We start from the raw sequence: 24,799 nt of genomic DNA on the forward strand, positions 1-24,799 counted from the left end.
CACTGCATCAACAGATCCAGGCGTTTCACAGCTGGATCCGCCAACGCTGGCCAGGCTGCACGGCGCGGGCCGAGGTGCCGGTGAAAGCGCGGCTGCCAAACGGGCAGGTGCTCAATGGGCGGATTGATCTGTTGCTGGAAACGGCGCAGGGGTATGTGCTGATCGACCACAAGTCGTCACCGCATGCCGAAAGCCAATGGGATGAACTGGTAGCTGAGTACAAGCCGCAGCTGGATGCCTATGCCAAAGGGATTGTCGAAGCCTCTGGCAGGAGCGTCATGGAGCAGTGGTTGCTGCTGCCGGTTTCAGCGGCGATGGTCAAGATTTGATAGCAAGCAAGTCTTTAGAACAGTGAATGGCGGCCGAACCGCTACATCTATTTCAAGGAGAGAAATTCAATGGAACTGGAGTTCAAGGTTTTCGGCAACCACGTTTCTATGCTGCCCGACACACCATTTATCTACAGAGACATGAGTATCCAGACATGACATTACGGGCGCAAATCAACACAGAACACTGCCAGTTCACTCATGGCATCTTCCTGGCCTTTCAAATTCTTGTGCAGCAGCTGCAAGAGATGCTCCGGATTGGGCATTCCCAGCACCAACCGATAGATGGCCCTTTGCTTTTGCATGTACTTGTGCTGGACAAACTGCTCGCTGCCCAGAGTGCCGACGACCCAATGGCGAGGACTCGACCCGGGGTAAACCCACCAAGGGCTCAAGCCGTTACCCTCGCCCCCCCCATACTCCGCCTCCTTGGCTGACGCCAATTTGGCCCACGGGCTGCTACCGCAAACCATCTGGCCACCCGCGGATAGCCAATCAAGCGCCATGGCGCGCCTCACGTTTAGCCCGGCAAAACGTGTGATTCGACCCTCTCGCTGTTCCATGGAAACCGGGTTGGCTGCCAGGTCCCAATGCAGCAAGGCATCGCACCAGGGATGCATGTCCAGCCCCTCTTGACCGATAGACGTCGTCACGAGCACTCTTGGCCAGAATGGGCTGTTGAATGCGCGTTTTACCTCGTCCGCACGAATCTTGGTTTCAGACTCCGACTGCCTGTCAGCGCCCTCGGTGTCTGACCTTTGAACAGCTGCGCCCAAAGGCACCGCGACATGACAACGCAGCTTGAATTGACTGTCGTTGGCTACATCCCCTGGGTTGCTATGCAATGTAACGTTTACGTCCCGCAAACTCAGGGCCGCTGTTAGCTCGGCCAATTTTTCGTGCCACTCTCCTGTTGCCTGAGACAGGAACCAAAAATGCTCATCCAGCACCGATTCCAGGTTCCCATGGACAACAGCCTCCATGACGGAGGTCATGTAACGCCTTCGTTTGTCACGTGTTATGGCTGCCTCAAACCATGCTGTATCGAGATACCTTCTCAGGCCTGACCAACAGAGGTCGATCGTGTGGTGCAACTCGCCTTCATCCATGGCTTTTGGCCAATGGCGATACAGGGCTCGCAAGGCGACAACCGCTGGCGAGGAGATCGCCAACTGAATCAGGCCGTTTAACTCGACCTCATCTATGACGCCATAGAGCAGGAAGGGTTCATCAAACCATCGCTTAATCAATGACGACAGTTCCTTTGAACGGTCGGGTGATGAGCAGTGGCGTAGCCAGGCTGCCTTGGCTGGGGTCTCCACGCCCTTGGCCTGCAACTGTTCCATTGCAACCACGAGTTCCCAGTCGCGCCATCGACGCCGCCAAGATGCTCGCCGCTGCTCATTCACCACTTTGACATCATGCTCCTTCAGCCATTCCCGAAGTTGCATGCGAATGACTTGCTTGGCGCGATGGATGCCTTTCAAACGGTCAGGGAGATCCTTGCTGTCTGCTAAGGGGTCGAGCATCGCGAGAAAGGACGAAGGGTGGAAAGCGCACAAGAGGCCGGGATGGTCCTCATCACCTCTGAAGCGCGTCCGTTTGTTGACCAGCTCGTATCGAAGAGGCCCCTTTTCACCTTGGATCGATAACTTGCGTTCCAACTCGTAACTGAGCAAGCCCGATAGCGCGGATGGCACAGCTTTGAAACGACTGAAAACCAGAACCTTGTCCTGAATCTTGCTATCGTCCTCGCCTGAGCGGGCCCATTGGCCTTCCAACGGCCACCACGGCAGGGATGGTGCGACCCATGGCAAGGCAAGATCCGGTATCGACACCGCGTCGATCAGCGAACGTAAACGGGGATGCGGCCATTCTTTGGGCCCACCGTATTTTTGCCGGGTCGCTTCGTCCAGGTGCACCGTCACTGTTGCAGAGCGACGGCTCTTCCAGGCCAGGTAATGCGCCCCCAGGGTTTGCATGGGTAACGGGACGGACTGCCACAAGGGCATGGCCCAGGGACGATGGTCTTCCTTGAACGAGCCTAACATGTCTACCAGCGGGGTCAGGTCATCGGCTCGGATCTCTTGGGTCACCTCATTGGTGCAGAAAGATGAAGCATTCGATCCCAAGGCTTCCAACTGCAGAATATCGCTGGAAGATACTCGCTCCGTACGGGCCATCAGCGGCCGCAGCTTTTCTTCAAGCTGCGTTCGACAAATTTTTGCCGCCTCCACCACCTCAGATTTGCCAGGCGCCCAGTCCATCAGCAATGAGTGCAACTCGTGGTATGCCTCCTTGATTTCGCCCAGCCGCCTCTTATCCAAAGCCAGAAAAGCGAGCAGGTCGAAAAAGTCCTGATGGTGCTCTTTCCCTTCTGTGCTCTTGGCCGCTCCTCCTGGAAGACCATAGGGCGTTGCAGAGAGCAGCAAAAGCGCCGGCCCATCGCCGCCGCGACCTTGCCCGCGCAACGCCTTCAGCACCGACGATGTGGCGTGGTTCCGGTCGTAGCCCGTCTCATCCACTGCGGCGCGCCCCTCCTCCGCCGTTTCATTACCCTCGTCTTCATCAAGCAGATCTCTGAAACGCTGGAACTCATCGAAGATCACCAAATCAGGTTTGATGGACTTCAGCGCGGCTTCGGTCATAGCCACACGGCATGCGCCAACGAGCTTTGCGTGCAGGCTAGCGTCCTTGACATGCGATTTCACGGCTTCGACAAGGTCGCCTCGGAGCAGCTCGGCTAAAGATGCTTCGAACCGGTTTTGATATTCAGAGGTGATGTTGAGCTGCTGATGCTCCACCCGTTCGTTGAGTGACTCCTTCTTTGCGGCTCCCTTGAAGGCCGCCAACATGTTGTCGTGGTTGATCCTCCGCCCGTTACGGCGCCGCATCATTTCTTGCACCAGGAACAACGCAACCGCACGTTCCTCCAGCTTGCCATCCATGCGTTGCCCTCTCAGAGTCGGCACACTTGTTACTGGCGTAAGCGAGTAAACGTGAACCTTCTGATGGTTTGGTGGCTCACCTGACACCAGCAAGCTCGGCCGATCAATCTCGGCCAAGGCTTGGTTGCGCTGTTCCTCATCCGGCAAAAAGCCCAACAGTCTTTTGACGTTTTGCCGGGCAATCACCAGGTTCGCGCAGACGTACATCACCTTGATAGGGCGGCTCGCCATCAGCGCTTGCATGCCCTGAATCACGCCACTGGCCACCACGGTTTTGCCTAAGCCGACCTCATCGGCCACGAGGAAGCGGCGCGAGCCGCTTTTATCGGTCAAGGACTTCAGCGCTGCCTTGATCGTTCTCGCCTGAAAATCTCTCGCCTTCATCGTGCGGTTACTCTGGGCGCCTTCTTGATCACAGGCCATGCTCGGCTCAGTGCCTGCAGATGCGCCACATCTTCTTGGTTGGTGTCGTCGCTTTTCCCGGCTGTCGTCACTTGTCCCTGGCGCTGCCAGACGGCCAGAATGTGTTCAATCTCTTCAGCACTCCCACTGCCACTGAACCAATAGCGAAGCATTTGCTCGAGTGTAGGCAAGTCCGTCTTTGAGGAACGCCCGCTTGCACGCCTCCGGTCTGAGGGCTTGTCATCCTCATCGCTCCCGTCGTCGTCCCACCGTCCCCCGCCTTCAGAGACACGCTTGCCTTGCAACACGTCAGCCAGCCAAGCCAGGCTCTGTGTTGGCCCCATATAGGTACGCAAGGCTTCGATGTCACGGTCCGCCCCCAAGGGCGGATGCCATGTGACGCTCTGTACCCATGAGGTGCTCTCATCACCCAATTTCAGCGTGAAACGCAGCAAGTTAGAGCGTGTGTGCAGCGCTTGCTCGCCTGGCCACTCCGAGCGGCGACGTGTAAGGACCAAAGGCTGCATGTCTTTTGCACTCAGTGGCGCCCAACTCACCTGCAAATCTTTTGGCCATGTCACATCCACCAGTGCGGATGCTTCCAAGAACGTGCGGACCTGTTCCTCTAGCTGGCATGCGTGGCTCAACGCCTGCACCACCTGGGTCCGACATTTCTCAACGCTTGATTGCTCAGCATCTTCCTCCACCGCTTCGCTTGAGGGGGGCTCATACGGAGAAGTCATCGACAAGAACGCATCAATGCCAGTCAGAACTTCCTTGCCGGACTGCCGCCGCTCCAGGTCTACCTGAACATAACACTCGGCATTGCGCTCCCACGCACGCTGCGTGAGGTTAGGGCTACCCAGCCACAGCGTGTGTTCACGCCCTTGAGAAGCCAACAGAAACTTGGCGTGCAGCCCTACCTGATCCAACCCGATGAGCTCTTCCTCCTCACCATCTGGCTCGTTGCCATAACGGGTCTCGGGCAGCACGTGGCATGTCAAGCCCCCCAGCCTTTGCCAGTTTTTCTCGGTGAATTTGGCGAACTGGGCGGCGGTGCTCACCAGAATTCGCTCGCATTTGTCGGCGCCCGACTTGGCAATCTTGGCTGCGGTCGCGGCATCGACGAAAGGCGCCACGGCGATCACCCTGCGTGCCTCTTTCGGAATACGAGGAAACGCCGTACCGGACTCGCCAAACGGCCCCATGGCCAGTTTCTTGACATCCAAACCGGCGGGGATGCTCCATCGGCGCGACCTCAACTCAGGCTGATGCGCCTGCCATGCCGTTAGCGCATCTTTCAGAAAGGGTTCTGCTACCAGACTCTCCAGCAAGGAGGGGATGCCCGCAACAGCTTTGCGCTCGTGACCTGCGGGCACGTCCTGATCGCTTGCTTCAGCGCAGAGATGCAAGCCCAGATCCCAGGACACATCTTTGGTCAGGTTTCTGCTGCCCATCAGGAACACCCAACGGCTGGTACCGCGTTGATGCGTGTCATCGACCGGCACCTGCCTGACCAGCGCAAACTTGGCGTGCCAGGATTGCCCACCTGAACCTGCGCTTTCATCCCACGGACACTCAATCAGGAAGCGATCCAGCAGGGCCACGATGGGTGATGGCTTCGACGCTCCTGACGTGACCCGTCCTGCCTGAACGATGACATGCACCCGGCCCCGCAAACGGCTCAATGCACGCCCTAAACCAACGCGGGTGCCTGGTGCCGAGGCATCATCGTCTGCGTCTTGCCCCTCCAGGGCCAGCAGCGATGCCGCGACCACAGACAGATGGGCGCTGTAGGTCGAGAGCACGGCCCTGTCCGTGCGCCAGCCTGGTGGGGGCTTCAGCCTGTCTAGCCACGCCAACTGGGCCATGTGCTCAGGCTTTTTGTCATCTGCTTCTGTGCTCATGCTCCGGCCCTCAGATCGCTCACCATGCGCTTCACATTGCGCCAGCGGTAATGCAGAGGTTCGGCCAAAGCGTGATCCTGTGGGTTCCATTCGCCCCTTCGCGTCACCCCGGTTTGGCTAGTGGCCAACCGAGCCAGCACGCCTTTTCGGCGCACTTCAGCCCGCCTGTAGGCCTCCTCCATGGGTGAACTGAGGCGCGAGTGATGGCCCTGTTTCAGCCATTCTTGTGTGCTTGTCAGAACCGTCATCAGCTCATTGCTCACGTGCAGATTGGGCACCGATGTGCTGAGCTTCTGTACATCCACCGCCAGGGCTTGCTCAATGTGTTTCTCAACCACCTTGAGCAAGTGATCGCGATGCGTGGTTTCAGTCGGCTGCCCGTCCTTCTCGCGCAATCTTTCCACCAGAGCCGCATAAACGGCTCGCCCAATGCCTGCCAGGCTGGCGACATTGACAGCCATCTTCAGTCGACTTTGATCCTCTGCAGAGGCACATTGCCTCAGGCTTGACCCAGCCAGTCCCTCTTCAAGCTCCTTCTCTTTCCATTCGCCGCTTCGCCGCACCATGCGAGCGAACAAGCTCAGCTGCCCATCAGGTGTCTTGGTGCCACTGAGCTTTTTCAGAAGAAACACAGGCTCGTCGTTGAGCAACTTGAATGTCTGTGTGGTCTCGCTGGTCAGAAGCGATGCAGGGCATGCTGGCATGTCTGGATCAAAGAAGCGCTCAGCAGCGATATCCACATCACCGTCGTCACCGCGATGCTCTTTGCCCTTGCGCTGCGACAGCGCCAACCTTGACAACACGGCACGGCGGCCAGAGGCCCCGGACACTTCAGGCGAGAGAATTTCCCAGCGGGCCAGCGATGACCAGTAGATGGTGGAAGCCGGCTGGGCGGGCAACCTGTTCTTCAGGCTACCCCCAATGACCCCACCGCCTTCAGGATCGGCCTTCGCCAAACGCATCTGCAAACGCAGTTCCAGGTCATTGAGCCTCTTCTCATCGCCACCGGATGCCTGGATCAGCCAGGGCACAAAGAGCGCGTACTTCAGCCGGGTGTGCAACACCGAGGTGCCGGGAAAGAAGTGATCGGCAAATGCCTGGTGCAGCACCAGGAAGCCGATCTCATCTCTCACGCCGCGTTCATCGCCATGCAGAGCCTGTTCCGCTTGGCCAACGGCCTGACGAGAAAGTTGGATCCAACCGATCACGGCTGCGTTACTCAGTATTCAGAATGCGGCCACCATCAGAACTCCACCACCACGGTCAACTTCAACGCCGTACGCCCTTTCTCCATGGAGGTCCGAACCCGATCGAACTCAGCGCGACCTTCGCAAATCTTGCTCATCACTGCAAGTTTTGCCCTCAGCGATGCATTGAGCACCTTCTTCACGTCGGTCGACATGTCAAGGAAGAACTCATGCCTGAGCAGCGTATTGCTCTCCACGCTGCGCATGTTGTAGAGACTCTTGAACATCGGCTCCCGCTGCACACCGTACTGACTCATGATTCGATCTGCCGCCTGAAAGTCTGGCGCTCCTCCTGCGGCATCCACCTTCAACTTCATGATTGACTGACGCACCATTTGATTGCTCATTGTGAACCGCCCCGGGAATCGTGGAGGCCGGTTGGTTTAAGTCAGGCCACCACCATAGAGACCTGACTGGCGAGTTGCCGGTAGTAGTTTGCCTCAGCCTCGGCTGGCGGGATGTAGCCGATGGGTTCGAGCAACCGGTGGTGGTTGAACCATGACACCCATTCGAGGGTGGCCAACTCCACCGATTCCTTGGTCTTCCAAGGTGCTCGCCGGTGGATCAATTCGGCCTTGTACAGCCCGTTGATCGTCTCGGCCAGCGCGTTGTCGTAGCTGTCACCCTTGCTGCCCACTGAGGGCTCGATACCGGCCTCGGCCAGTCGCTCTGTGTAGCGGATGCTGACGTATTGCGACCCCCTGTCGGAGTGACAGACCAGGCTGCCGTCGCGCTCAGGCTGGCGTGCGTACAGCGCCTGCTCCAACGCATCGAGCACGAAGTCCGTGCGCATCGAACTGCTCACCCTCCAGCCCACGATGCGGCGTGCGTACACGTCGATCACAAAGGCCACGTACAGCCAGCCTTGCCAGGTCGAGACATAGGTGAAGTCCGAGACCCAGAGCTGGTTGGGTCTGTCGGCCCTGAACACTCGGTTGACCCGGTCCAGCGGGCATGGCTCCCGAGCGTCGCTGACCGTGGTGCGCACCACCTTGCCACGGCGCACGCCCTGCAAGCCCAGGCGCCGCATCAGCCGCTCGACCGTGCAGCGCGCAATGGCGATGCCTTCGCGGTTGAGCTGCTTCCAGACCTTGTCGGCGCCGTAGACCTGCATGTTGGCGTGCCACACGCGCTGGATGTGCGGCATCAGGACATCGTCACGTTGAGCTCTGGCGCAGCGTCGCTCAGGGCTGCGCTGTTCGCAGGCGTGGCGCCAATAGCCTGACGGGGCGATCTGCAACACCTTGCAGATCGACTCGACCCCGTAGGCCTGTCGATGCTGGTCGATGAAGCCCTTCAGGACTTCAGACGGCGGTCGAGCTCCGCCTGGGCGAAAAACGCGCTGGCCAACTTCAAGATCTCGTTGGCCTTGCGCAGCTCCTTGTTCTCGCGCTCGAGCTCCTTGAGGCGCTGCAGTTCAGAAGTGGTGATGCCCTGGCGAACGCCACTGCCGACCTCGTGGCGCTTGACCCATGTGTGCAGGGTCTGCGGCACACAACCGATCTTGGGCGCGATCGAATCGATGGCCGCCCACAGCGAGGGGTACTCGCCCCGATGCTCCAGCACCATGCGAACAGCTCGTTCGCGCACTTCGGGTGAAAACTGGTTTGACTTCTTGCTCATGGCTCTATCCTCTCAGGGAAAAGAGCCTCCTCAAAACCCGGGGCGATTAATTGCCTCTGATCAAAGACTATCTGGTCAAGCCGCTTACCTCATATCAGGCGCGGAAGGTGCTCGAACGAGAGTAACTCGCAAACAGGACTGCTCACAGACGTCACCCCGGAAACCCGACAGTTCTGATCTATGCGCTGTCTGCTTTGGCATTCGCCAACGCCCCATCTGCTCCGACGGAGGTCCAGAGTGCCGAAACTGAGCGCATCGATCTGACCCCGACCACCACCTTCGACAGGCATGTCACATGCGCGATGGAAGCCAAGTCGCAAGCGCCGGCCAAGCGTAGATCAGCCAGGCCATGAACAGGATCATGACCCAGTAGGGTGTGACGCCCACGAAGATCTCGCGCACGGTAAGGTTGCGGTCCGGCACTGCGGCCTTGACCACGAACACGCTCATGCCGAAGGGCGGCGTGAGCACGCCCGCTTCGATCACCAGAATGCCGATCAGAGCGAAGGCGATGGGGTCGAAGCCCATGGACATGGCGATGGGCCAGAAGATGGGCACCGTCAGCAGCATGATGGAGATGCTGTCGATCATGCAGCCCATGATGAACCAGACCGTGACCATGAACACCATGGTGCCCACCGGACCCAGCCCCCAGGACTGCAGCATCGACTGCACTTCCTGCGGCAGTCCATTGAGCGCGACCAGCTTGCTGAACATGGTGGCAGTGAGCAGCAGCAGCATGATGGGGGTCACAGTGCGGCCCGACTCCATGAACGCTTGGCCAATGCCGCGCCAGCGCATGCCCTTGGCCCAGGCCACAACCAGCGCACCGATCATGCCGACCGCACTGCCTTCGGTGGGAGTGAAGAAGCCGAGCCAGATGCCTCCGAGCGTGAGCACGATCAGCAGACCCACGTAGAGCGCGCCCAGCGTTTGCTGGCGGTCGGCAGTCACCACGGCATCGTCGCTTTCGGGTGCCGCGTGCGGGCGCAGCTTGGCGAACACAATGCAATACAGCGCGTACATCGACGCCAGCACCAGGCCTGGGATCACACCCGCCGCAAACAGCTTGCCCACCGATTGTTCGGTCAGGATGGCCCACACGATCATGAACACCGAGGGCGGAATCAGCAGGCCCAGCACCGAGCTGCCGGCAATGCAGCCGGTGGCGAAACTGCGGCTGTAGCGGTTGTCGCGCATGGCGGGATAGGCCACGTGGCTGAACGCCGCCGCGGCCGCCACACCGACCCCGGTCACCGCTGCGAACACGGCATTGCCGCCCACAGTGGCCACGGCCAGCCGACCCGGCACGCCTTTGAGGCGGCGGTTGACGACGTTGAACAGGTCACTGGCCGCGCCGGAATGCGCGATCAGCATGCCCATCACCGTGAAACAGGGAATCACCACGAAGTTGTATTCCTTGAGACCGGAGACGGCGGTCTGACCGACCAGGTCCATGGCCGGCCAGGCACCGCCCAGCGCAATCCAGAGGCCGAACAGCGCGCTGCCGGCGAAGGCGAAGATGACGGGCACGCCCGCAATCACGAGCAAGACCAGCACCAGCAGGGCGGCCCAGGTTTCGATGAACATGTTGACCTCGTCAGTGCGTGGAAGTGGAAGGAGAGTCAACGCGACCGCGCAGCGCTTCGACCGCGAAGCCGATGCAGACCGCGGCACCCGCGAGCCAGAGCACCAGTGCGCTGAAGCGCAGCGGCGAGGCGGGCAGGCGGAAGGCCTCGTTGCCGAAGAACTCGGCACTCTTCCAGCCTTCGATGGCCGGCTCCCAGCCGGCGACCACGAACACAAGGAAGATGGCGCCGCCGATGCTCCAGGCCAGCACTTCCAGGATTTGGCGCAGCAGTGGCGGCACGCGGTCGATGAAGAAGGTGACCCGCAGCAGTTTGCCCTCGCGCATCGCGTGGGGTGTTTGCAGGAAGGTCAGCAGCACCAGTCCGGCACTGGTGATTTCGAAGGTGCCGGGAAAAGGGCGGTTGAACAGCAGCCGGCCCAGCACGTCGTAGGCAATGACGCCGACGAGTGCGATCAGGGTGGCTGCGCCGATCGTGTGCAGCCCCAGCAGGGCGCGGTCGATCCACGGTTTCATGAAGAGTCCTTGTGATGGGGAAGAATGAACCAGGCGGCCATCGCCAGCAGCGTCGCGGCGACGGTGCTGTAGACCAAGGCTTCGTGGGCCGACAGCGAGCGAGCCAATCCGCTGGCGGCCCAGGCCGCGACTGCGCCGGTGCACATGTGCACGCTGCCGATGCCCGCGGTGACCAGGCCGGCTTGACGCGCCTGACCACCCAGCGCGAGCGCAAAGGCGGCCGGAAACACCATGCCGTGGCCCAGCGCGTACACCGTCAGCGCCAGCGTCCAAAGCCAGATGCTGGGCCACGCCAGTGTGAGAACCAGACCACCGATGCCGGTGGCGGCCAGCAGCAGGCCGTGCCGGAACAGCGTCTCGCCCGAGTGTTCGGCGCGCAGCCGGACCCATTGATTCCCAGCCGCAAAGCCGAGGTAGGTCAGGCCCAGAAGCACGGCAGCCGAGCCGCTGCTCATTCCGGTGGAGGTCTGCAGCGCGGCCGGTCCGGACGCTGCGATGATGAAGAACGGCGCAGCGATGGTGGCGAACGCCAGGACGATCCGTTGCAGCGGTCGTTGCACCGCCAGTCGGCCCCAGGACACCCAGCGCGGCTTGTGGGTGCCGGCCGGGCGGGTCTCGGGTTGACGTTGCCAGGCCAGCAACGCCACTGCGCCGGTCAGCACCGCCAGCATGCCCAGCGGTGCTCGCCAGTGGCCGTCCTGGGCCATGGCCCAGGACAGCGGCGGGGTGATGGCGGGCAGCGCGGCAAACACCATGGCCAGCACCGCCATGCTGCGCTGCAGATCCGCACCTTCGTGACGATCGCGCAGGCAGGTGCGGGGCACCACGAGACAGGTGGACAGTCCCAAGCCGGTCAGGAGGCGTCCCGCCAGCAGGGCGCCCTCCTGACCCGCGAACGCCGACAGCACGGCACCGGCGCAAGCCAGCGCCAGACCGGCCAGCAGGGTGGCGCGGCGCCCCCAGCGGTCTGCGGCGTCGCCGGCCAGCGGTTGCCCCAGGCCCAGGCCCAGCGCGAACAACGCGACCGTGGCACCGCGGCCGCCGGCGTCCATGGGCTGCCCCTCGAACACCGGCTGCAACCCCACGGCCACGTTCAGTCCCAGCGGGGCCAGGCTCGCCACCACGGTCACGTAGGCCAGTGACAGGGGATGCATGGGCGCTGCCAGCGGGGCCGAAGATGGGCCGGTGGGCGTCATGGCGTCACGCGGTGTGGGCGATCAGAGCGGGTAGTCGGTCGGGAACTTAAAGCCCGCATCCTCCAGGTAGCGCACGTAGGTCTTCATGACCTGCGTGGCCGGCTGGCCCTTGGCGTCGAGCTCCTTGGCGGCCTTGGCCGGCAGGTCCTTCACCAGCTGGGCCCACTTGGATCGTTCCTGCGCACTGAGGGTGTTCACCTTCACGCCCTGGGTCGCGATGCGCGCCTCGATGTCGGCGTCGCGCTGCTTGCTCTCCTGCGCGATGCGCACGGTGGCTTCGTCGGCCACCTGGTCAATGATGGTGACCACTTCCTTGGGCAACTTGGCGCGGGTGTCCATGTTCATGAACGCCGCCAGCGTGCTGTACGAGCCGAAGCCGGTCTTGGTCCAGACCTTGGCCACTTCGCGCAGCTTGAAAGCCTCCATGCCGGAGACCCAGAACAGGCTGCCCTCGGCCAGGCCGTTTTGAATGGCCTGGTAGTGGTCGCCGATGCCCAGCGTGACCGGCACGGCGCCGGTGGGCATGAACAGCGGCGCGTTCGTGCCGGTCATGGCGATGCGCTTGCCCTTGAGGTCCTCCACGCGCTGGATCTCGAAGGTGGTGGCCACGCTGTAGGCCTCGGTCACCATCTGCGCCAGGATGTGCGCGTTGTACGGCTTCATGCTGGCTTGCAGCGCCGGCACTTCCTTCAGCATGCGGGTGGCCACCTTCTGCTGCAGCACCGGATCGTCGGAGGTGAAGGGCAGGTAAGCGCTGTAGTTCAGTAGGCCGGCGCGGGCCTGCTCAAAGCCGATGGGCGACAGCACGATGTCGAGCGATCCCTTCTGCACGGCCTCGATACCGCCGTCGACCTTGGCGACGCTGCCGCCCCAAGCCTTGATGAAGCGGATGTTGTGGCCGGTCTGCGCCTTGACGCGCTTGGCGACCTCGTCGACGAAGAAGGTGTCGAACACCTTCACATAGGTGGTGCCAGTGGTGTGGCCACCGCCCATGCGCAAGGTGTAGTTGGCGGCATGGGCGCTGCCAGCGGCCACGGCCATCAGGGCAGCAGCAAAGAGGGTAGATATTTTTTTCATGATGTCTCCGTGAGGTAGTTATTCGAAGGCCAGGTCGAGCAGCAGGCTCTCGTAGCTTTCAGGGTTGAGAACATGGGGATAGTGTCCGCCGGTAGGCAGGCGCACATGGCGCGCGCCGGGGTAGGCCTGGCGCAGGCGGTCGCGCGCAGCGGGCGGGATCAGCGGGTCGTCCTCGCAGTCGAGCACCACGATCGCGTCGTCCGGCAGGGACAGCGGCGGGCAGGCGGTTGACTGGGTCACGCCGGCAAAGCGAGCGTGAAGGTTTTCGGGCGACTGGCGCTCTTCCATCATCAGCTGTTGCAGCTGTTGCAGAGGGCTGACCGGAGTCGAGCGAATGCGCTGCAGCCATGCGGCGTGCAACTCGGCGGGCGACGTCTTGCGCACCCATTCAGCGTCGAAGAGCGGATTGTCCGCGAGGTCGCTGGCGTCGGTGAAGCCGTTGCCGATCACGAGCTTGCGCACGTGATCGGGGTACAGCCGCGCAAAATGCTGCGCCCAGTAGGCCGCGAAAGACGAACCGACGACGATTGAGCAAGGCAGGCCCAGGTGGTCGAAGACCGCCTTCAGGCCATGACTCAGGCCTTCGGCGTCGCTCTGTTCGGGGTAAGTGACTGCGATCAGACGCAGCCGCTCACCCAAGGACAGCAGCGTGCGCACGAACATCGCGCCGTCGCCCATGGAGCCGGGCAGCAGCACCACGGGTGGGCCGTCGGCTTTGGTATCGAGCCAGCGCCAGACGTAGCCTCCGCTTTCCAGCGAGGACCACGAATGGCGTGCTTCCAGCCGTTCGATCAGTTCGCGCATGGTTCAGAACTTCCCGTCTTGGGACAGGTAGCCCTCGGCGATGAGGGTGGCTTGCGACTCGGGCGAGAACTCGGCTTCCGGCACGTCGCCACCGATGACGAACATCAGCCAGTGGGTCTTTTCGGGTTCGTCGAACGTGATGTTTTCGAAGCGGCGCTGCACGCCGGCGGGGAAGGAGATCACGTCGAAGGGGCCCAGGTCGAAGCTTTCAACCTGTCCGTCCACTTCCCAGGAGCAGCGCCACTTGCCCGTCATGGGCATGAAGGTCTCGTTGGTGTCGTGGTTGTGCATCATCGGGCCTTTGCCGGGGCTGGTCTCGCAGAAGCCCAGGTTGAAGCCTTCGGAGATCTTGATGTGGGCATTCTTGGCCGCGTCGTCGCCGACCGGGGAGACCACCACCGTGCCGTCGGCACGGGCGGGCGGCTGGAAGCCAATGATGTTGTAAAGCTTGCGCTGGGCGCTGGGGTAGCGGCTGTCGGGCAAACCGCCGTCGTGGCCCTTGATTTCACTGAACAGCGCCACGCGTTGGCGCATTTGTTCGCGGGTGACTCGGATGGTTGGGATCTTGGGTGTCATGGGACGTGCTCTCCTGTGGCTGAAGCAGACAAAGATCACCCGTGCGCCTTTCGGCGCCGGGATAGGGCGAGACGGTTCAAAACCGTCGTTTCGGGAAAAGAGGGGCGTGTCCGGCGCGGGTGCCGGCGGCCACTGGCCGGCGCTAGACGCGCGGCGGGATCTGTGGGGTCATATGTTTTGTCTCCGTTTGTCTTTGATATTCATCAATTACAGTGGAGACAGTTGGGTTCGGCAATTCGCTTGGTCGATAGCCGGTATCGAAAACGAATGCGAACACACCTTTGAGACTGCGCGACCTGGATCTGAATTTGCTCGTGGCGTTAGACGCCTTGCTGCGCGAAGCGCACGTGTCCCGGGCCGCCGCGCGGTTGGAAATCAGCCAGTCGTCAATGAGCCTCGCGCTGTCCAAGCTGCGCGCCGTGTTCGACGACCCGCTGCTGGTCAAAGGGGGCAACTCCCTGGTATTGACGGCCAAGGCACAGGAGTTGCTGCCCCGTCTGGCGGGCGCGCTGCATCAGATCGACAGCCTGCTCAACGAGATGGAGTCGTTCGATCCGGGCAAAGCTCGCGACACGATCACCCTGATCGTCACCGACTACATCGACTTCATCCTTGTGCCCGCGCTGATCAAGGTCATGGCGGAGCAGGCACCTGGCGTCACGCTGCGGGTGGTCGGCCCCAACCCCAAGCGCCTGGGCGAAGTGTTCAGTGCTGGCGAGGTGGACGTCTCGGTCACCTACTTTCCGAACCCACCCGCCAGCCTGCGCACACGTCCGCTGTTCTCTGATCGGCTGGTGGGCATCGCTCGGCGCAACCACCCCTTCCTGAAGGACCCGGGCAACCTCGAAGCGTTCTGTAACCACCAGCACGTGACTGTCGAGCCGGGCGAGGCCACCATGTACAACGCCTTGGTCGATTTGCAACTCCAGCAATTGGGTTTGAACCGGCATGTGGCATTGCAGAAACCAACCTTCCTAGGTGTGCCTTTCATCGTCCAGCAGACCGACTTGCTGGCCACACTGCCCGCCACCGTGGCGCACCGCTTCGCAACTTTTACTGACATCGAAGTTTTCGAGCCGCCGCTAGCCCTGCAGCCGCTGAACGTGGTTCTTCTCTGGCATGACCGCACGCATACCAATGCTCTGCATCGGTGGTTCCGTGAAAAGGTAATCACGCTTTGTGCCCAGCCGTTCACCGAGGTGTGAAGCATCAATAATGGGCTGCTGCCGGTTGCGTTGACACCGACCTAAGCTTTTTGAGCTTGCTCGAACTGTACGTGACTGCGATAGCCGAGCGTCGAATGCCGGCGTGCGGGGTTGTAGAAGCACTCGATGTAATCGAATACGTCTGAACGGGCCTGCCCTCGTGTGCGGTACACCTTCCTGGCAGTGCGTGAAGTCCCCTCGAACTCCTGCGCCAGTCAGAAATCGAGCCTGGGGAACGTCACTTGGACGCTCACCAACGCCCTCATCTGCACCGACGGCGGCCCATAGCTCACCAGCCGCACATCCAGACCATGGCCCTGCGCCTTCTTGAGCGCGCGTTCGATGGCGGTGTGAATCCACTCCGTCGCGTTGCCGAACGCGCCGCCCCCCAGCATGGTCAGCAGCACGGTGTTCGAACCGCCCTGGCGGCGGTTGAGCACGGCTGCGAGCAGGGTCGCTTCGTAGGCCGCATCAAGCACCAGTTGGGTGAAGCCTTGCCAGTGCGGCTGTGCGACCCGGCCGTAGGCCACGGGCAGCGCCGAGCAGAACGCCTGGCTGACCAGTGGTCCCGGTGAGGTCGGACCATCGGTCACCTCCACGTCCCGGTGCAGGCCGATCCTCAGGTGCCCGGCCAGTTCGCCGCGGGTTGCCTCGTCCATCTTCTTCAACAACGCTGAGATCTTCTCCAGCCCTGTCCTGCTCGCCAGCGCATAGCCGTTCTGCATGTGCCAGAGATCGGAGACCGGGCAACCCAGCTTGGCACTGAGCGCTGCTCCGAGGTCGGCCAGCCCGTCCAGCTGTTGCTCGGCGCTCTGCCCGATCTGCTCGCCCACCGGCACGAAGTAGTTGCGGTAGATCGTGGCCGCGCCTGCGGCGATGGCGCAGGCCGGCCCCTGCGTGCGGTCGTGTTCGTAGCGGGTCACGCCGTCTTCCGGGGTGACGCTGGGTCCCACCATCTCCAGTGCGTTGAACTGGCTGGCCACCTGGAACAGGGCCCCCGCGTACTGCGGCATCTGGTGCATCTGCCTCACGTCGCCGGTGACGATGCTCACCTTTGTCGGTGCCGCGTTAACCTGCTCTTGCGCCACCCTCTGCCGCAGTTCGGCCAGCGAAACCATTTCGAAATGGCCGATGCCAAAGCTGCGGCCGTTGACCTTGGAGCGCAGGGTGTTGCCCTCAACTTCCAGCCGTGCCTGCGTCGTGGCGTAGGCCTCTTCGTTGAAGCCGGTCAGGCGACTGAACCAGTTGTTGTGCATGTCTTTTCTTTTTGAGGTGAGGTGTGTGCGGCGGCACAGTGTGCCGACGACAAAACACAAGTCAAGACAATCCAGAGACCTCGGCCGGAGGCCGCCCGGCCACGCAACGCCATTGCACTTCTGCCGGTTGTGAAGAGGCGTATGGACCGCTCGAACAGGATGCTTCGCGCTCGTAGAACTGCGCCCTGCCCCATCCCGCTCGGATGCCTTCGGTCACCGTGCAGGTCTTGCAAAGCACGCCCCATCGGCCACCATGGGCCGGCAACTGCGCGTCGCAGAAAAACTGTTCATCCCTCAGCGGTCGACCGCACACATCGCAGTCGCCGGGATCGCCGACGTATTCGCATTCAGCGGTCTTGCACCGCATACATCGCCGACCAGACGTTCATGTAGGCGTCGTGCCGCTTCTTGGCCTTCACGGCTCCTTTGAAGTTGCTCCAGTCCAGGCTCATCACCTGGTCGTGCAGCACCTGGGCCACGGCTTCTCGGGGCACCCTCGCCCGGTACTTGTAGTCCGTCCCCTGGTTCACTTCGACCTTGGCCTGCGGGAACACCGATTCGATGTCGCCCTTGATGCGGGCCCGAACCGTAAGTACGTCCGTGTCACCCGGCTTCTGGACCACGCTGATGAAACTCTTCGGCAGAAAAATCCACATGCTTCTGGCTCCTTGATCCTGGGTGTTCAGCCCAACGCTGCCAAGGCCTGCAGCACAACCTGGTCGTTCGGGTGGGTGACGAAGCTCTTCAGCTGGTCCCGGGGGACCAGATGCACCGCCTGGCTCTCCCAGCACATGTCGGCCGGGTGGCCTCCCTCCCGCCTGGCGGTGTAGTAGCGGGTCACCGAGGTGCTGCGCACCGAGTCACACAGGAAGCCGGTCAGGATCACCTGCAGCCCGGATTCCTCAAATGCCTCCTTCAGGGCGTTTGCTCGCAGGCCCATCCCGGGATCCAGCTTGCCCTTGGGGAAGGTGTTCACATAACCCCCATGTTGGTTGCTGGGCGAGACCACCCAGACCCGACCATCGCTCTCGAGGATCACCACGCCCGAAGCGGCGGGCTTGCTTGGTGCGGTCGTCATCGGTGGCTCGGTGAAGTCCTCGGTCTGCTCGCCCGCGAACCTGTTCCAGCCGGCGGTGTTCTTGGGTGCGTCTGTCCACGAGCGCACGTCGATGCCGTTCAGGTTTGTTGGCATCGGCCCGTCCGGGATGACCGTGGCCCGCTCAAGTGGATCCCCCCAGCTCTCCAGGCTCGTGGGCGCGCTGGGGGCCTTGAGGTCAACCTGACGGCCGGCGTCATCGTTGCGGGGGTGGAGGCTCTTCATGATCAACACAGCACATCATTTGTCGACTGCGCTGAGACAGTCAACGGCAATTGCAGTGTTGGAGCACTGGGCCAAGTCTTTTTGTACTGCTCGAAGAAGGCGGCGTCCACCACCGGTTCCGGGCCGCTGGTCACGCCCAGTTCGAGTTTCCTGAGCATCTGAATGAGTTGGTCCAGCGGGACCAGGCGGATGGGGGTTTTGCCCAGGGCCTCGCTCTCTTTCATGGCCTCGGCCGTGAAAGTCGAGGTGGTGAAGAAGATCCCATGATCGGTTGTGTGGTCCAGCGAGCCGCGAAAGTTGCGGATCTCTTGGGACGAGACAGTGGTATTGCCGGTGTAGCGCTTGCACTGCCAGGCCACACGGATGGACAACAGACCCGCGTCGTCCAGGTACATCAGGCCGATGCCATCCACACCCTTGTCGTTGGACTGACCGGTCACCTTGGTCTGGTCCAGTCCGTTGGCGGTCATGATGGCTGCGCACAGGTGCTCGAACCCCTTGTCCGAGAGCGACCAGAGGATGTCCTTGAGCTGCACCTGCCAGTTGACCGTGCCCTCCAGGTCCTGCTGCAGGTCGTCGCCGCTGGGCGCGGGCAGGTCCGCCTCGTCCTTGTTATTGCTCGCCTTGCTGGCGGTCTTGAAATAGATCGCCGCCGCGGTGGCCATGTCCAGGGGCGACTCCCAGCCTTCGGTGGTGAGTTTCCAGATCCCGTGCCCTGCCGTCTTGGTCGGCTCCAGCAGACCCGCATTGACCAGGTACATGCGCGCCCAGTAGATGTCGTTCTGGTACTTGGGCACGCCGCTGGCGAGCATCTGGTCGTTGACCTTCTCACCGGCTTCGTCAATGGCCTGCACGACGGCGGACTTGACGGCACCGGCCTTGGCCACGCCATTCATCTCTCGAAGGGCGGAGAGGATGCGGGGGATGAACCGCACGACTTCGGGCAGTTTCTCGGTATCGATGTGCTGGTTCATCTCGCTCCCGTTCCTGATTGAGTTCCACAAGCGATCAAGCGGGCCCAGGGCCCGCTCTGAATTGCAGTATTTGCGCTTTACGCAAATTGTAGTTTGCGATTGGCGCCATGCGCTTTGTGCTGTCGGTGCGGACTTTTGAGAATGCGCGGATGAACATCGGCAAGGTCATTCGAGCACTTCGAACGGAACGAGGAGACAGCCTCGAGAAGCTCGCTTTCGATGTCGGCACCGATGCCAGCAACCTCTCGCGCATCGAACGCGGTCTGCAGCAACCTTCGGAAGAGATCCTCAAGGCCATTGCGTCGGCCCTGCACTCGTCGGTGGCTGAGCTCTACGCCTTAGCCGAGGGGCGCCGCCTTGCCGCCGGATCGGAAGTGCACCCCGATGACTTGGCCCGCGACGCGGTCCAGATGCGCAAATACTTCCGATCGCTGACGCCGGAATACCAGAAACTGGCGCTGGAAATCGTCAAGACCCTGGTGCGCACTCAGGCCAAGGGTTGATCCCCTCTTTTGTTGTTCCCATCCGTGCGCTGGCCAGCACAATGCAGCCATGGACAACAAGACCCCAGCCAACGCCTGCCACCGTTGTGGTGCCACCGCCTACAGACCGGTGATCGCGCGCGACGCCAGCGGTGCCATGACGCCCAGCGGGGCGTACCGCTGTGTGCAGTGCAAGCTCGAGTTCACCTCCATCGATCAGTGGCGCCTCTCAGGGCCTGCGAATTCGGCGTCGTCATGGACCCAGGGTCGATCCGCCGCCTGATCGGCCCACTACACATGCCTCAGAGCGCCGTGCAAGGCAAGCACGGGATGTGAATCACGACCACACACCACGGCTACTGCGCTGCATCAGTTGATCAAGGGTGACGACAGAGCGTTACTTGCTCCGTGCCGCTGTTGGCACTGGAGCATTCAATGAAACGCAAACCGTCTTCTCCTTCTTCTTCCAAGTCGCCCGCTGCAAAGTCTCCGGCTGCCAAACCAGCCCGCGCTGCTTCTGGCGCTCGCCCCAAGACAGCGCCCTCCTCCAGGCCCGTGGTCAAGAAGGCCAAGCCTGCGCCCGCCCAGGCCCCTGAAGTCACCACCACCAAACAGTCCCAGCTGATCACCCTGCTGCGCAGTGCGGCCGGCGCCAGCATGGAGCAGATGATGGCGCTCACGGGCTGGCAGTCCCACACCGTGCGCGGCATGCTCAGCGGCTCGCTGCGCAAGCGCCTGGGTCTGGATGTGCAGTGTCAGCGGGTCGATGGTGTTCATCTCTACCGGATCGTGGAGGCGGCTTCAGCATGAGCGTGGTGGAGCAGATCCTTCAGGCGGACCGGGCCACGCTGGTCGAGCGGTGGCAGTCCCTGTTCGATCGGGAACCGCCGGCCCATGTGCAGGTGAACCTGATCCGCCGGGTCCTGTCCTGGCATGCGCAGGACCAGATGCTGGACAACGACTGGTGTGGACCCAAGGGTGCGGCGCGCCTCAAACGTGTGCTGCGCAGCACCGCCTCAGCACCGGTGCTGGCACCGGGTACCCGGCTGCTGCGGGAATGGCAGGGCGTCACCCACGAGGTCCTGGTCCTGCCCCAGGGCTTTGCCCACCAGGGCCAGACCTACAAGAGCCTGAGTGCGGTGGCCAAGGCCATCACCGGCACCCACTGGTCCGGGCCGGTGTTCTTCGGGGTGCGGCGCTGATGGCCACGAAACCGACTGTCTCTTCCAGCGCTGCGCCCTTGCCTGCACTGTCTTGTGCGATCTACACGCGCAAGTCTTCCGAGGAAGGGCTGGAGCAGGACTTCAATTCGTTGCATGCGCAGCGCGAGGCCTGCGAGGCCTTCGTGCTCAGCCAGAAGGGTCTGGGCTGGAGCCTGATCCCCACGGCCTACGACGACGGCGGCTTCTCGGGCGGCAACGTGGAGCGCCCTGCCCTGCGCCGCCTGATCCAGGACATCGAAGCGGGCAAGGTCAATGTGATCGTGGTCTACAAGGTAGACCGCCTGACCCGGTCCCTCGCCGACTTCGCCAAGCTGGTGGACCTGTTCGATGCCAAGGGCGTGTCCTTTGTGTCGGTCACCCAGCAGTTCAACACCACGACCTCGATGGGTCGGCTGACCTTGAACGTGCTGCTCTCGTTCGCGCAGTTCGAGCGCGAGGTGACCGGTGAACGCATCCGGGACAAGATCGCCGCCTCCAAGCGCAAGGGGCTGTGGATGGGGGGCATCCCACCCGTGGGCTACCGGGCCAAGGGCCGGACGCTGGAGGCCGATGAGGAACAGGCGCCCCGGGTGCGGGAGATCTACGAGCTCTACTTGAAACTCGGCAGCGTGACCGAGCTGGGCGAGGAGCTGCAGATGCGCGGCTGGCTCACGCCCGAGCGGGAGCACAAGCGACCGGGCTTCGGGGGCAACAAGCCGTTCAGCCGCGGACACCTGTACCGCATCCTGAGCAACCCGGTCTACATCGGTCAGATGGTGCACAAGGGAGAGGTGCACGCGGGGCAGCATCCACCGCTGATCGACAAGAGCCTGTGGGATGCCGTGCAGGCCAAGCTGGACGCCCAGCGCAGTGGGCACAAGAGCCAGTCGCATGCGGCCCATCCCAGTCTGCTCAGCGGCAAGTTGTTTGACGAGACGGGGCGGCGCCTGATCCCTTCGCACGCGCGCAAGGGCAACAAGCGCTACCGCTACTACGTGACACCGGCGGACGATCCCGGGACTCCAGTTCGGCTGCCGGCCCACGAGATCGAGCAACTGGTGGTCCAGGCACTGAGGAACTGGGCTGCGGACTCCAAGCGGGTGGTGGATGCGGTGGGCTGGAGCGATGCCAAGGCGGCGGAAGACGCCATCTCGGCCGGGCAGAAGCTGGCGCTAGCGCTGGCCAAGAGTGATCAGGAACAGAACGCCCGGGAAACGCTGGGGCGCTGTGTTGAATCAGTGGAAGTGGGTCCGACGGCGGTGCGGATCAGCATCGACCTGGTGGGCGCCGGCATGGTCAAGGCCGGGGCTGGTCCGGAAACGGCTCAGATCGAGGTCGATGCAGAGAGAAAACGCTGCGGCATGGCGGTGCGACTGGTCATCGGCGCCAATGCCAACCGACCACCAGAGCCCGATCAGACCATGATCCAGCTGATCAACAAGGCGCGCGACTGGCTCGAGCGTCTGACCCGACTGGGCCATGGCATCGGAGACATCGCCAAGAGCGAGAACGTGAGTCCCGGGTATGTGACCCGACTGCTGCACCTGGCGCTACTGGCGCCCGATATCACGCAGTCGATTGTGGTGGGAGATCACCCGATCGAAGTGACCGCCACCCGGTTGATGCAGGCCCTGCCCTTGCCGCTGGACTGGGCGGAGCAGCGCAAGGTGCTGGGGATGAGTTGAGAGCTGTGGACTGGAGCGCCTCTCGAGTACTCGCGTGCCTCTGGTTCCGAGTTTTTCTGGTCATCTTGCAGCGGCATGGGCAACGCCACCCGGACTCGACAAACCTTCAGCTTGTCACGAGTACTTGTTTTTTGTGCTTCCTGTACGTCAGCGGAGGCAGACCTGGTACGATCAGCGTGCATTTTGTGCAACGTGTTCAGTTTGCATGTTGCAAGTCAATGGCAAGCGAATTTAGCAAGGCCGACAGTCAGGTTTCATCGTCACAGCATACGGGCAGCACAATGACAGACATCGTTTCACCCAGTAAACGCAGTGAGATGATGTCCGGAATCCTTGCAAAAAATACGAAGCCTGAAATGCGGGTGCGAAAGGCACTGTTTTCCCGTGGGTACCGATACAGGTTGCATCGCAGGGATCTTCCAGGGACGCCAGACATCGTTCTCCCTGGCAGGAGAGTGGCGATATTCGTTCACGGATGTTTCTGGCACGGCCACGCAGGCTGCAGTCTGGCCAAAGTCCCCGGTACACGTGAAGATTTCTGGAAACGGAAATTCGAGCAGAACCGGCATCGCGACGAAGAAGCCGTTGGGGCGTTGCGGTCGGCTGGCTGGAGAGTGCTTGTTGTCTGGGAGTGCTTTTTGCGTTCCACCGAGACACAGGACGGACTGGCAACGGCGCTGTCTGGCTGGCTCGAGTCGGCAAACAGGACAGGCGTGCTTCAGTCGACTTCCTCATAGACCTGTGCACGGCGGCATCGCAGCCCCTGAGGCCAGAACAGAACCAACTCGATACGAATGACATACAAGATCGTCGACCTTTTTGCTGGACCGGGTGGTCTGGGCGAGGGCTTTGCCGCCTATGAAGGTGGCACCCGATTCAAGATCGCGCTATCCGCTGAGATGGAAGCCAGCGCGCATCAGACGCTGTCCCTGCGTAGTTTTTTCCGCCATGTCCGCGGGGACAGCAAAGCACTGGAGGCGTACTACAGGTTCTGCACTTCAGCGGACGCTCCGCATCCGGGAGAAATCGCGCCCTTGGCGTGGAAGGCGGCCCGTTCCGAGGCGCACCAGCTAACCCTTGGGGATCCAGCGCACAACAGGGAGCTCGATACCTTGCTTGACAAGGCCGAACTTAAATTTGACGAGACGGTGCTCATCGGGGGGCCACCCTGTCAGGCCTATTCACTCGTCGGCAGATCGCGCAACCGTGGAAAGGCAAACTACGTCGCCGAAGAAGACCACCGGCATTTCCTTTACAGGGAATACCTTCGCATCCTCCATCGCAGCCGACCTGCGGTCTTTGTCATGGAGAACGTCAAGGGAATCCTGTCTTCCAAGGTCGGCGGCAAGCTGGTTTTTCATGACATCCTGCGGGATCTTTCCGACCCCGGCAAGGCGCTTGGAGGGTCGACGGGTGCTCGATACACCATTCACTCATTGGTATCTCAAACCACATTTGCTCCCGGCGACGACCCGGAACTGATCGATGCCAGCTCATTCATCATCGAATCTGAAAAGTATGGGATCCCACAAGCCAGACACCGTGTGATCTTGCTGGGGGTCCGGGAGGATCTTGGATACGACGGCAGACTTCTCCTGTCACCGTCTGACGAACTACGGGTCACTGACGCAATTGGCTGTTTGCCGCCTCTGCGCAGCAGACTCAGCACAGAAGACAGTGATATCAAGTGGCGCACCACTGTTGTCAGATTGGCTCAGGAGCTTCAGCGTGATGCTCAGGCGAAGGGTATGGAGGCAATGGCGCTACAGCTGAGGGCGGGGACGAGCCGACTGGGGTTCACGCTTGAAACCGGGGCGCTCAGGTATTACAAGGCCACACCGCTGTCTGGCGAGAGCGAGTACGACAAGTGGGTCAACGATCCGTATCTAGGCGTATGGCTCAATCATGAGTCGAGATCTCATATGGCGAGTGATCTCGCGCGGTACTTCTACACGGCCACGTTTGGACAACTGCACCAGCGTACCCCGAAGGGGCATCTCGACTTCTCATTGAAGGGGCTGGCACCTGACCATGCGAACTGGGAGTCTGGAAAGTTCATTGATCGTTTCCGAGTCCAGATGCCAGAAGCTCCCAGCACGACTGTAACGAGCCACATCGCCAAAGACGGTCACTACTTCATCCATCCAGATCCAGGTCAATGCCGGAGCCTGACGGTTCGTGAAGCGGCTAGGCTTCAGACTTTCCCTGACAACTACTTCTTTCAAGGGAACCGGACGCAGCAATACCACCAGGTTGGAAACGCCGTCCCGTCCTTGCTGGCAAACAAGATCGCGAAGGTGGTGCACGCCGTTCTGATCGGTGCAAGACCTGCAGGGGCTGGAAGGCGGGACGAGATTGAGCGACCGCGAACAACCGCTGGCAGCGTGAGTCTTGGCGCTAGGCGCATACGTGCGTCTAGCGCATGATAGGCGTCACATGTGTACCGGACTGCAGGCAGACA

24 protein-coding genes, 1 pseudogene and 1 other annotated feature are annotated in these 24,799 nt (G+C 61.7%); of the genes and pseudogenes, 9 read left to right on the plus strand and 16 right to left on the minus strand.

The annotated features are described in order from the left end of the window. On the plus strand, positions 1–329 hold a 329-nt coding region (locus HPS01S_RS20665; RefSeq protein WP_169803960.1), incomplete at its 5' end, for a PD-(D/E)XK nuclease family protein. Between the two features lie 161 nt (positions 330–490). Here HPS01S_RS20665 and HPS01S_RS20670 read toward each other — a convergent pair. The 11 genes from HPS01S_RS20670 to HPS01S_RS20725 all read right to left on the minus strand — a co-directional run bounded on the left by HPS01S_RS20670 (position 491) and on the right by HPS01S_RS20725 (position 14,213). Next, complete coding sequence (locus HPS01S_RS20670; RefSeq protein ID WP_157576494.1) at positions 491–3,700, minus strand: DEAD/DEAH box helicase; 3,210 nt, start codon at positions 3,698–3,700, stop codon at positions 491–493. After that, positions 3,658–5,586 (minus strand): hypothetical protein, encoded by a 1,929-nt coding sequence (locus HPS01S_RS20675; RefSeq protein ID WP_157576497.1) that lies wholly within the window; start codon positions 5,584–5,586, stop codon positions 3,658–3,660. The genes HPS01S_RS20670 and HPS01S_RS20675 overlap by 43 nt, the downstream gene beginning before the upstream one ends. Continuing rightward, the gene (locus HPS01S_RS20680; RefSeq protein WP_157576500.1) at positions 5,583–6,794 is read right to left on the minus strand and encodes a DUF6361 family protein; all 1,212 of its coding nucleotides are present in this window, start codon (positions 6,792–6,794) and stop codon (positions 5,583–5,585) included. Before HPS01S_RS20680 ends, HPS01S_RS20675 begins: the two co-directional genes overlap by 4 nt. 35 nt (positions 6,795–6,829) lie before the next feature. After that, complete coding sequence (locus tag HPS01S_RS20685) at positions 6,830–7,150, minus strand: hypothetical protein (RefSeq protein WP_157576503.1); 321 nt, start codon at positions 7,148–7,150, stop codon at positions 6,830–6,832. Positions 7,151–7,221: 71 nt separating this feature from the next. Next, a protein-coding gene (locus tag HPS01S_RS20690; RefSeq protein ID WP_157576506.1) for an IS3 family transposase occupies positions 7,222–8,456 on the minus strand; the annotation gives its coding sequence in 2 pieces (ribosomal slippage) (positions 7,222–8,165 and positions 8,165–8,456; 1,236 coding nt in all). Next, positions 8,059–8,175, minus strand: a sequence feature (AL1L pseudoknot). (Overlaps the previous gene by 117 nt.) A gap of 291 nt (positions 8,457–8,747) precedes the next feature. After that, entirely contained in the window at positions 8,748–10,046 is a 1,299-nt protein-coding gene (locus tag HPS01S_RS20700; protein WP_066160817.1) for a TRAP transporter large permease, read from the minus strand. Positions 10,047–10,056: 10 nt separating this feature from the next. Then, complete coding sequence (locus tag HPS01S_RS20705; protein ID WP_066160820.1) at positions 10,057–10,560, minus strand: TRAP transporter small permease; 504 nt, start codon at positions 10,558–10,560, stop codon at positions 10,057–10,059. Beyond that, the gene (locus HPS01S_RS20710) at positions 10,557–11,714 is read right to left on the minus strand and encodes an MFS transporter (RefSeq protein WP_066160824.1); all 1,158 of its coding nucleotides are present in this window, start codon (positions 11,712–11,714) and stop codon (positions 10,557–10,559) included. The genes HPS01S_RS20705 and HPS01S_RS20710 overlap by 4 nt, the downstream gene beginning before the upstream one ends. Positions 11,715–11,777: 63 nt before the next feature. Next, positions 11,778–12,833, minus strand: coding sequence for a TRAP transporter substrate-binding protein DctP (gene dctP / locus HPS01S_RS20715; protein WP_084397599.1), 1,056 nt, complete (start codon positions 12,831–12,833; stop codon positions 11,778–11,780). An 18-nt stretch (positions 12,834–12,851) separates the two neighbouring features. After that, complete coding sequence (locus HPS01S_RS20720; protein ID WP_066160829.1) at positions 12,852–13,637, minus strand: alpha/beta fold hydrolase; 786 nt, start codon at positions 13,635–13,637, stop codon at positions 12,852–12,854. Positions 13,638–13,640: 3 nt separating this feature from the next. After that, complete coding sequence (locus HPS01S_RS20725) at positions 13,641–14,213, minus strand: cupin domain-containing protein (protein ID WP_066160832.1); 573 nt, start codon at positions 14,211–14,213, stop codon at positions 13,641–13,643. Between the two features lie 281 nt (positions 14,214–14,494). Here HPS01S_RS20725 and HPS01S_RS20730 point away from each other — a divergent pair, with 281 nt between their 5' ends. Further along, a complete protein-coding gene (locus tag HPS01S_RS20730; protein ID WP_084397601.1) occupies positions 14,495–15,418 on the plus strand; it encodes a LysR family transcriptional regulator in 924 nt (307 codons plus the stop codon). Between the two features lie 41 nt (positions 15,419–15,459). Here the strand turns inward: HPS01S_RS20730 and HPS01S_RS21670 are convergent. From HPS01S_RS21670 to HPS01S_RS20750, 5 genes and pseudogenes are all read right to left on the minus strand, one after another. Continuing rightward, positions 15,460–15,612: pseudogene (locus HPS01S_RS21670) on the minus strand (IS3 family transposase); the annotation flags it as partial. 21 nt (positions 15,613–15,633) lie between these two features. Continuing rightward, complete coding sequence (locus HPS01S_RS20735; RefSeq protein WP_066160838.1) at positions 15,634–16,674, minus strand: hypothetical protein; 1,041 nt, start codon at positions 16,672–16,674, stop codon at positions 15,634–15,636. 347 nt (positions 16,675–17,021) lie between these two features. Beyond that, a complete protein-coding gene (locus tag HPS01S_RS20740) occupies positions 17,022–17,330 on the minus strand; it encodes a hypothetical protein (RefSeq protein WP_066160841.1) in 309 nt (102 codons plus the stop codon). Positions 17,331–17,356: 26 nt separating this feature from the next. Next, positions 17,357–17,995 carry an NUDIX hydrolase gene (locus tag HPS01S_RS20745; protein WP_066160844.1) on the minus strand — a complete coding sequence of 213 codons (639 nt, stop codon included), beginning with the start codon at positions 17,993–17,995 and terminating at the stop codon, positions 17,357–17,359. A gap of 2 nt (positions 17,996–17,997) precedes the next feature. Continuing rightward, positions 17,998–18,969 carry a restriction endonuclease gene (locus tag HPS01S_RS20750; protein ID WP_066160848.1) on the minus strand — a complete coding sequence of 324 codons (972 nt, stop codon included), beginning with the start codon at positions 18,967–18,969 and terminating at the stop codon, positions 17,998–18,000. 107 nt (positions 18,970–19,076) lie between these two features. On the opposite strand from HPS01S_RS20750, the gene HPS01S_RS20755 reads away from it, so the two are divergent. From HPS01S_RS20755 to HPS01S_RS20775, 7 genes are all read left to right on the plus strand, one after another. Then, positions 19,077–19,472 (plus strand): helix-turn-helix domain-containing protein, encoded by a 396-nt coding sequence (locus tag HPS01S_RS20755; protein ID WP_066160851.1) that lies wholly within the window; start codon positions 19,077–19,079, stop codon positions 19,470–19,472. Positions 19,473–19,521: 49 nt separating this feature from the next. Further along, complete coding sequence (locus HPS01S_RS21900; protein ID WP_133157146.1) at positions 19,522–19,734, plus strand: hypothetical protein; 213 nt, start codon at positions 19,522–19,524, stop codon at positions 19,732–19,734. A 152-nt stretch (positions 19,735–19,886) separates the two neighbouring features. After that, the gene (locus HPS01S_RS20760; protein WP_084397602.1) at positions 19,887–20,261 is read left to right on the plus strand and encodes a DUF3489 domain-containing protein; all 375 of its coding nucleotides are present in this window, start codon (positions 19,887–19,889) and stop codon (positions 20,259–20,261) included. Beyond that, entirely contained in the window at positions 20,258–20,653 is a 396-nt protein-coding gene (locus HPS01S_RS20765) for a DUF2924 domain-containing protein (RefSeq protein ID WP_066160857.1), read from the plus strand. Before HPS01S_RS20760 ends, HPS01S_RS20765 begins: the two co-directional genes overlap by 4 nt. After that, a complete protein-coding gene (locus HPS01S_RS20770; protein WP_084397604.1) occupies positions 20,653–22,338 on the plus strand; it encodes a recombinase family protein in 1,686 nt (561 codons plus the stop codon). The genes HPS01S_RS20765 and HPS01S_RS20770 overlap by 1 nt, the downstream gene beginning before the upstream one ends. Before the next feature lie 281 nt (positions 22,339–22,619). After that, positions 22,620–23,075, plus strand: coding sequence for a very short patch repair endonuclease (locus tag HPS01S_RS21675; protein ID WP_084397612.1), 456 nt, complete (start codon positions 22,620–22,622; stop codon positions 23,073–23,075). Between the two features lie 57 nt (positions 23,076–23,132). Then, entirely contained in the window at positions 23,133–24,764 is a 1,632-nt protein-coding gene (locus HPS01S_RS20775) for a DNA cytosine methyltransferase (RefSeq protein WP_084397606.1), read from the plus strand. Positions 24,765–24,799: the final 35 nt, after the last annotated feature.

Origin of the sequence: Hydrogenophaga pseudoflava NBRC 102511 (assembly GCF_001592285.1) — a bacterium.
Classification (GTDB): domain Bacteria; phylum Pseudomonadota; class Gammaproteobacteria; order Burkholderiales; family Burkholderiaceae_C; genus Hydrogenophaga; species Hydrogenophaga pseudoflava.

Bases quoted from the DNA above. Each gene is read 5' to 3' on its own strand.
- HPS01S_RS20720 (WP_066160829.1), bottom strand. From the start codon at position 13,637: ATGCGCGAACTGATCGAACGGCTGGAAGCACGCCATTCGTGGTCCTCG.
- HPS01S_RS20685 (WP_157576503.1), bottom strand. From the start codon at position 7,150: ATGAAGTTGAAGGTGGATGCCGCAGGAGGAGCGCCAGACTTTCAGGCG.
- HPS01S_RS20710 (WP_066160824.1), bottom strand. From the start codon at position 11,714: ATGCATCCCCTGTCACTGGCCTACGTGACCGTGGTGGCGAGCCTGGCC.
- HPS01S_RS20740 (WP_066160841.1), bottom strand. From the start codon at position 17,330: ATGTGGATTTTTCTGCCGAAGAGTTTCATCAGCGTGGTCCAGAAGCCG.
- dctP (WP_084397599.1), bottom strand. From the start codon at position 12,833: ATGAAAAAAATATCTACCCTCTTTGCTGCTGCCCTGATGGCCGTGGCC.
- HPS01S_RS20735 (WP_066160838.1), bottom strand. From the start codon at position 16,674: ATGCACAACAACTGGTTCAGTCGCCTGACCGGCTTCAACGAAGAGGCC.
- HPS01S_RS20745 (WP_066160844.1), bottom strand. From the start codon at position 17,995: ATGAAGAGCCTCCACCCCCGCAACGATGACGCCGGCCGTCAGGTTGAC.
- HPS01S_RS21900 (WP_133157146.1), top strand. From the start codon at position 19,522: ATGGACAACAAGACCCCAGCCAACGCCTGCCACCGTTGTGGTGCCACC.
- HPS01S_RS20750 (WP_066160848.1), bottom strand. From the start codon at position 18,969: ATGAACCAGCACATCGATACCGAGAAACTGCCCGAAGTCGTGCGGTTC.
- HPS01S_RS20705 (WP_066160820.1), bottom strand. From the start codon at position 10,560: ATGAAACCGTGGATCGACCGCGCCCTGCTGGGGCTGCACACGATCGGC.
- HPS01S_RS20725 (WP_066160832.1), bottom strand. From the start codon at position 14,213: ATGACACCCAAGATCCCAACCATCCGAGTCACCCGCGAACAAATGCGC.
- HPS01S_RS20755 (WP_066160851.1), top strand. From the start codon at position 19,077: ATGCGCTTTGTGCTGTCGGTGCGGACTTTTGAGAATGCGCGGATGAAC.
- HPS01S_RS20675 (WP_157576497.1), bottom strand. From the start codon at position 5,586: ATGAGCACAGAAGCAGATGACAAAAAGCCTGAGCACATGGCCCAGTTG.
- HPS01S_RS20700 (WP_066160817.1), bottom strand. From the start codon at position 10,046: ATGTTCATCGAAACCTGGGCCGCCCTGCTGGTGCTGGTCTTGCTCGTG.
- HPS01S_RS20770 (WP_084397604.1), top strand. From the start codon at position 20,653: ATGGCCACGAAACCGACTGTCTCTTCCAGCGCTGCGCCCTTGCCTGCA.
- HPS01S_RS21675 (WP_084397612.1), top strand. From the start codon at position 22,620: ATGACAGACATCGTTTCACCCAGTAAACGCAGTGAGATGATGTCCGGA.
- HPS01S_RS20670 (WP_157576494.1), bottom strand. From the start codon at position 3,700: ATGGCCTGTGATCAAGAAGGCGCCCAGAGTAACCGCACGATGAAGGCG.
- HPS01S_RS20775 (WP_084397606.1), top strand. From the start codon at position 23,133: ATGACATACAAGATCGTCGACCTTTTTGCTGGACCGGGTGGTCTGGGC.
- HPS01S_RS20765 (WP_066160857.1), top strand. From the start codon at position 20,258: ATGAGCGTGGTGGAGCAGATCCTTCAGGCGGACCGGGCCACGCTGGTC.
- HPS01S_RS20760 (WP_084397602.1), top strand. From the start codon at position 19,887: ATGAAACGCAAACCGTCTTCTCCTTCTTCTTCCAAGTCGCCCGCTGCA.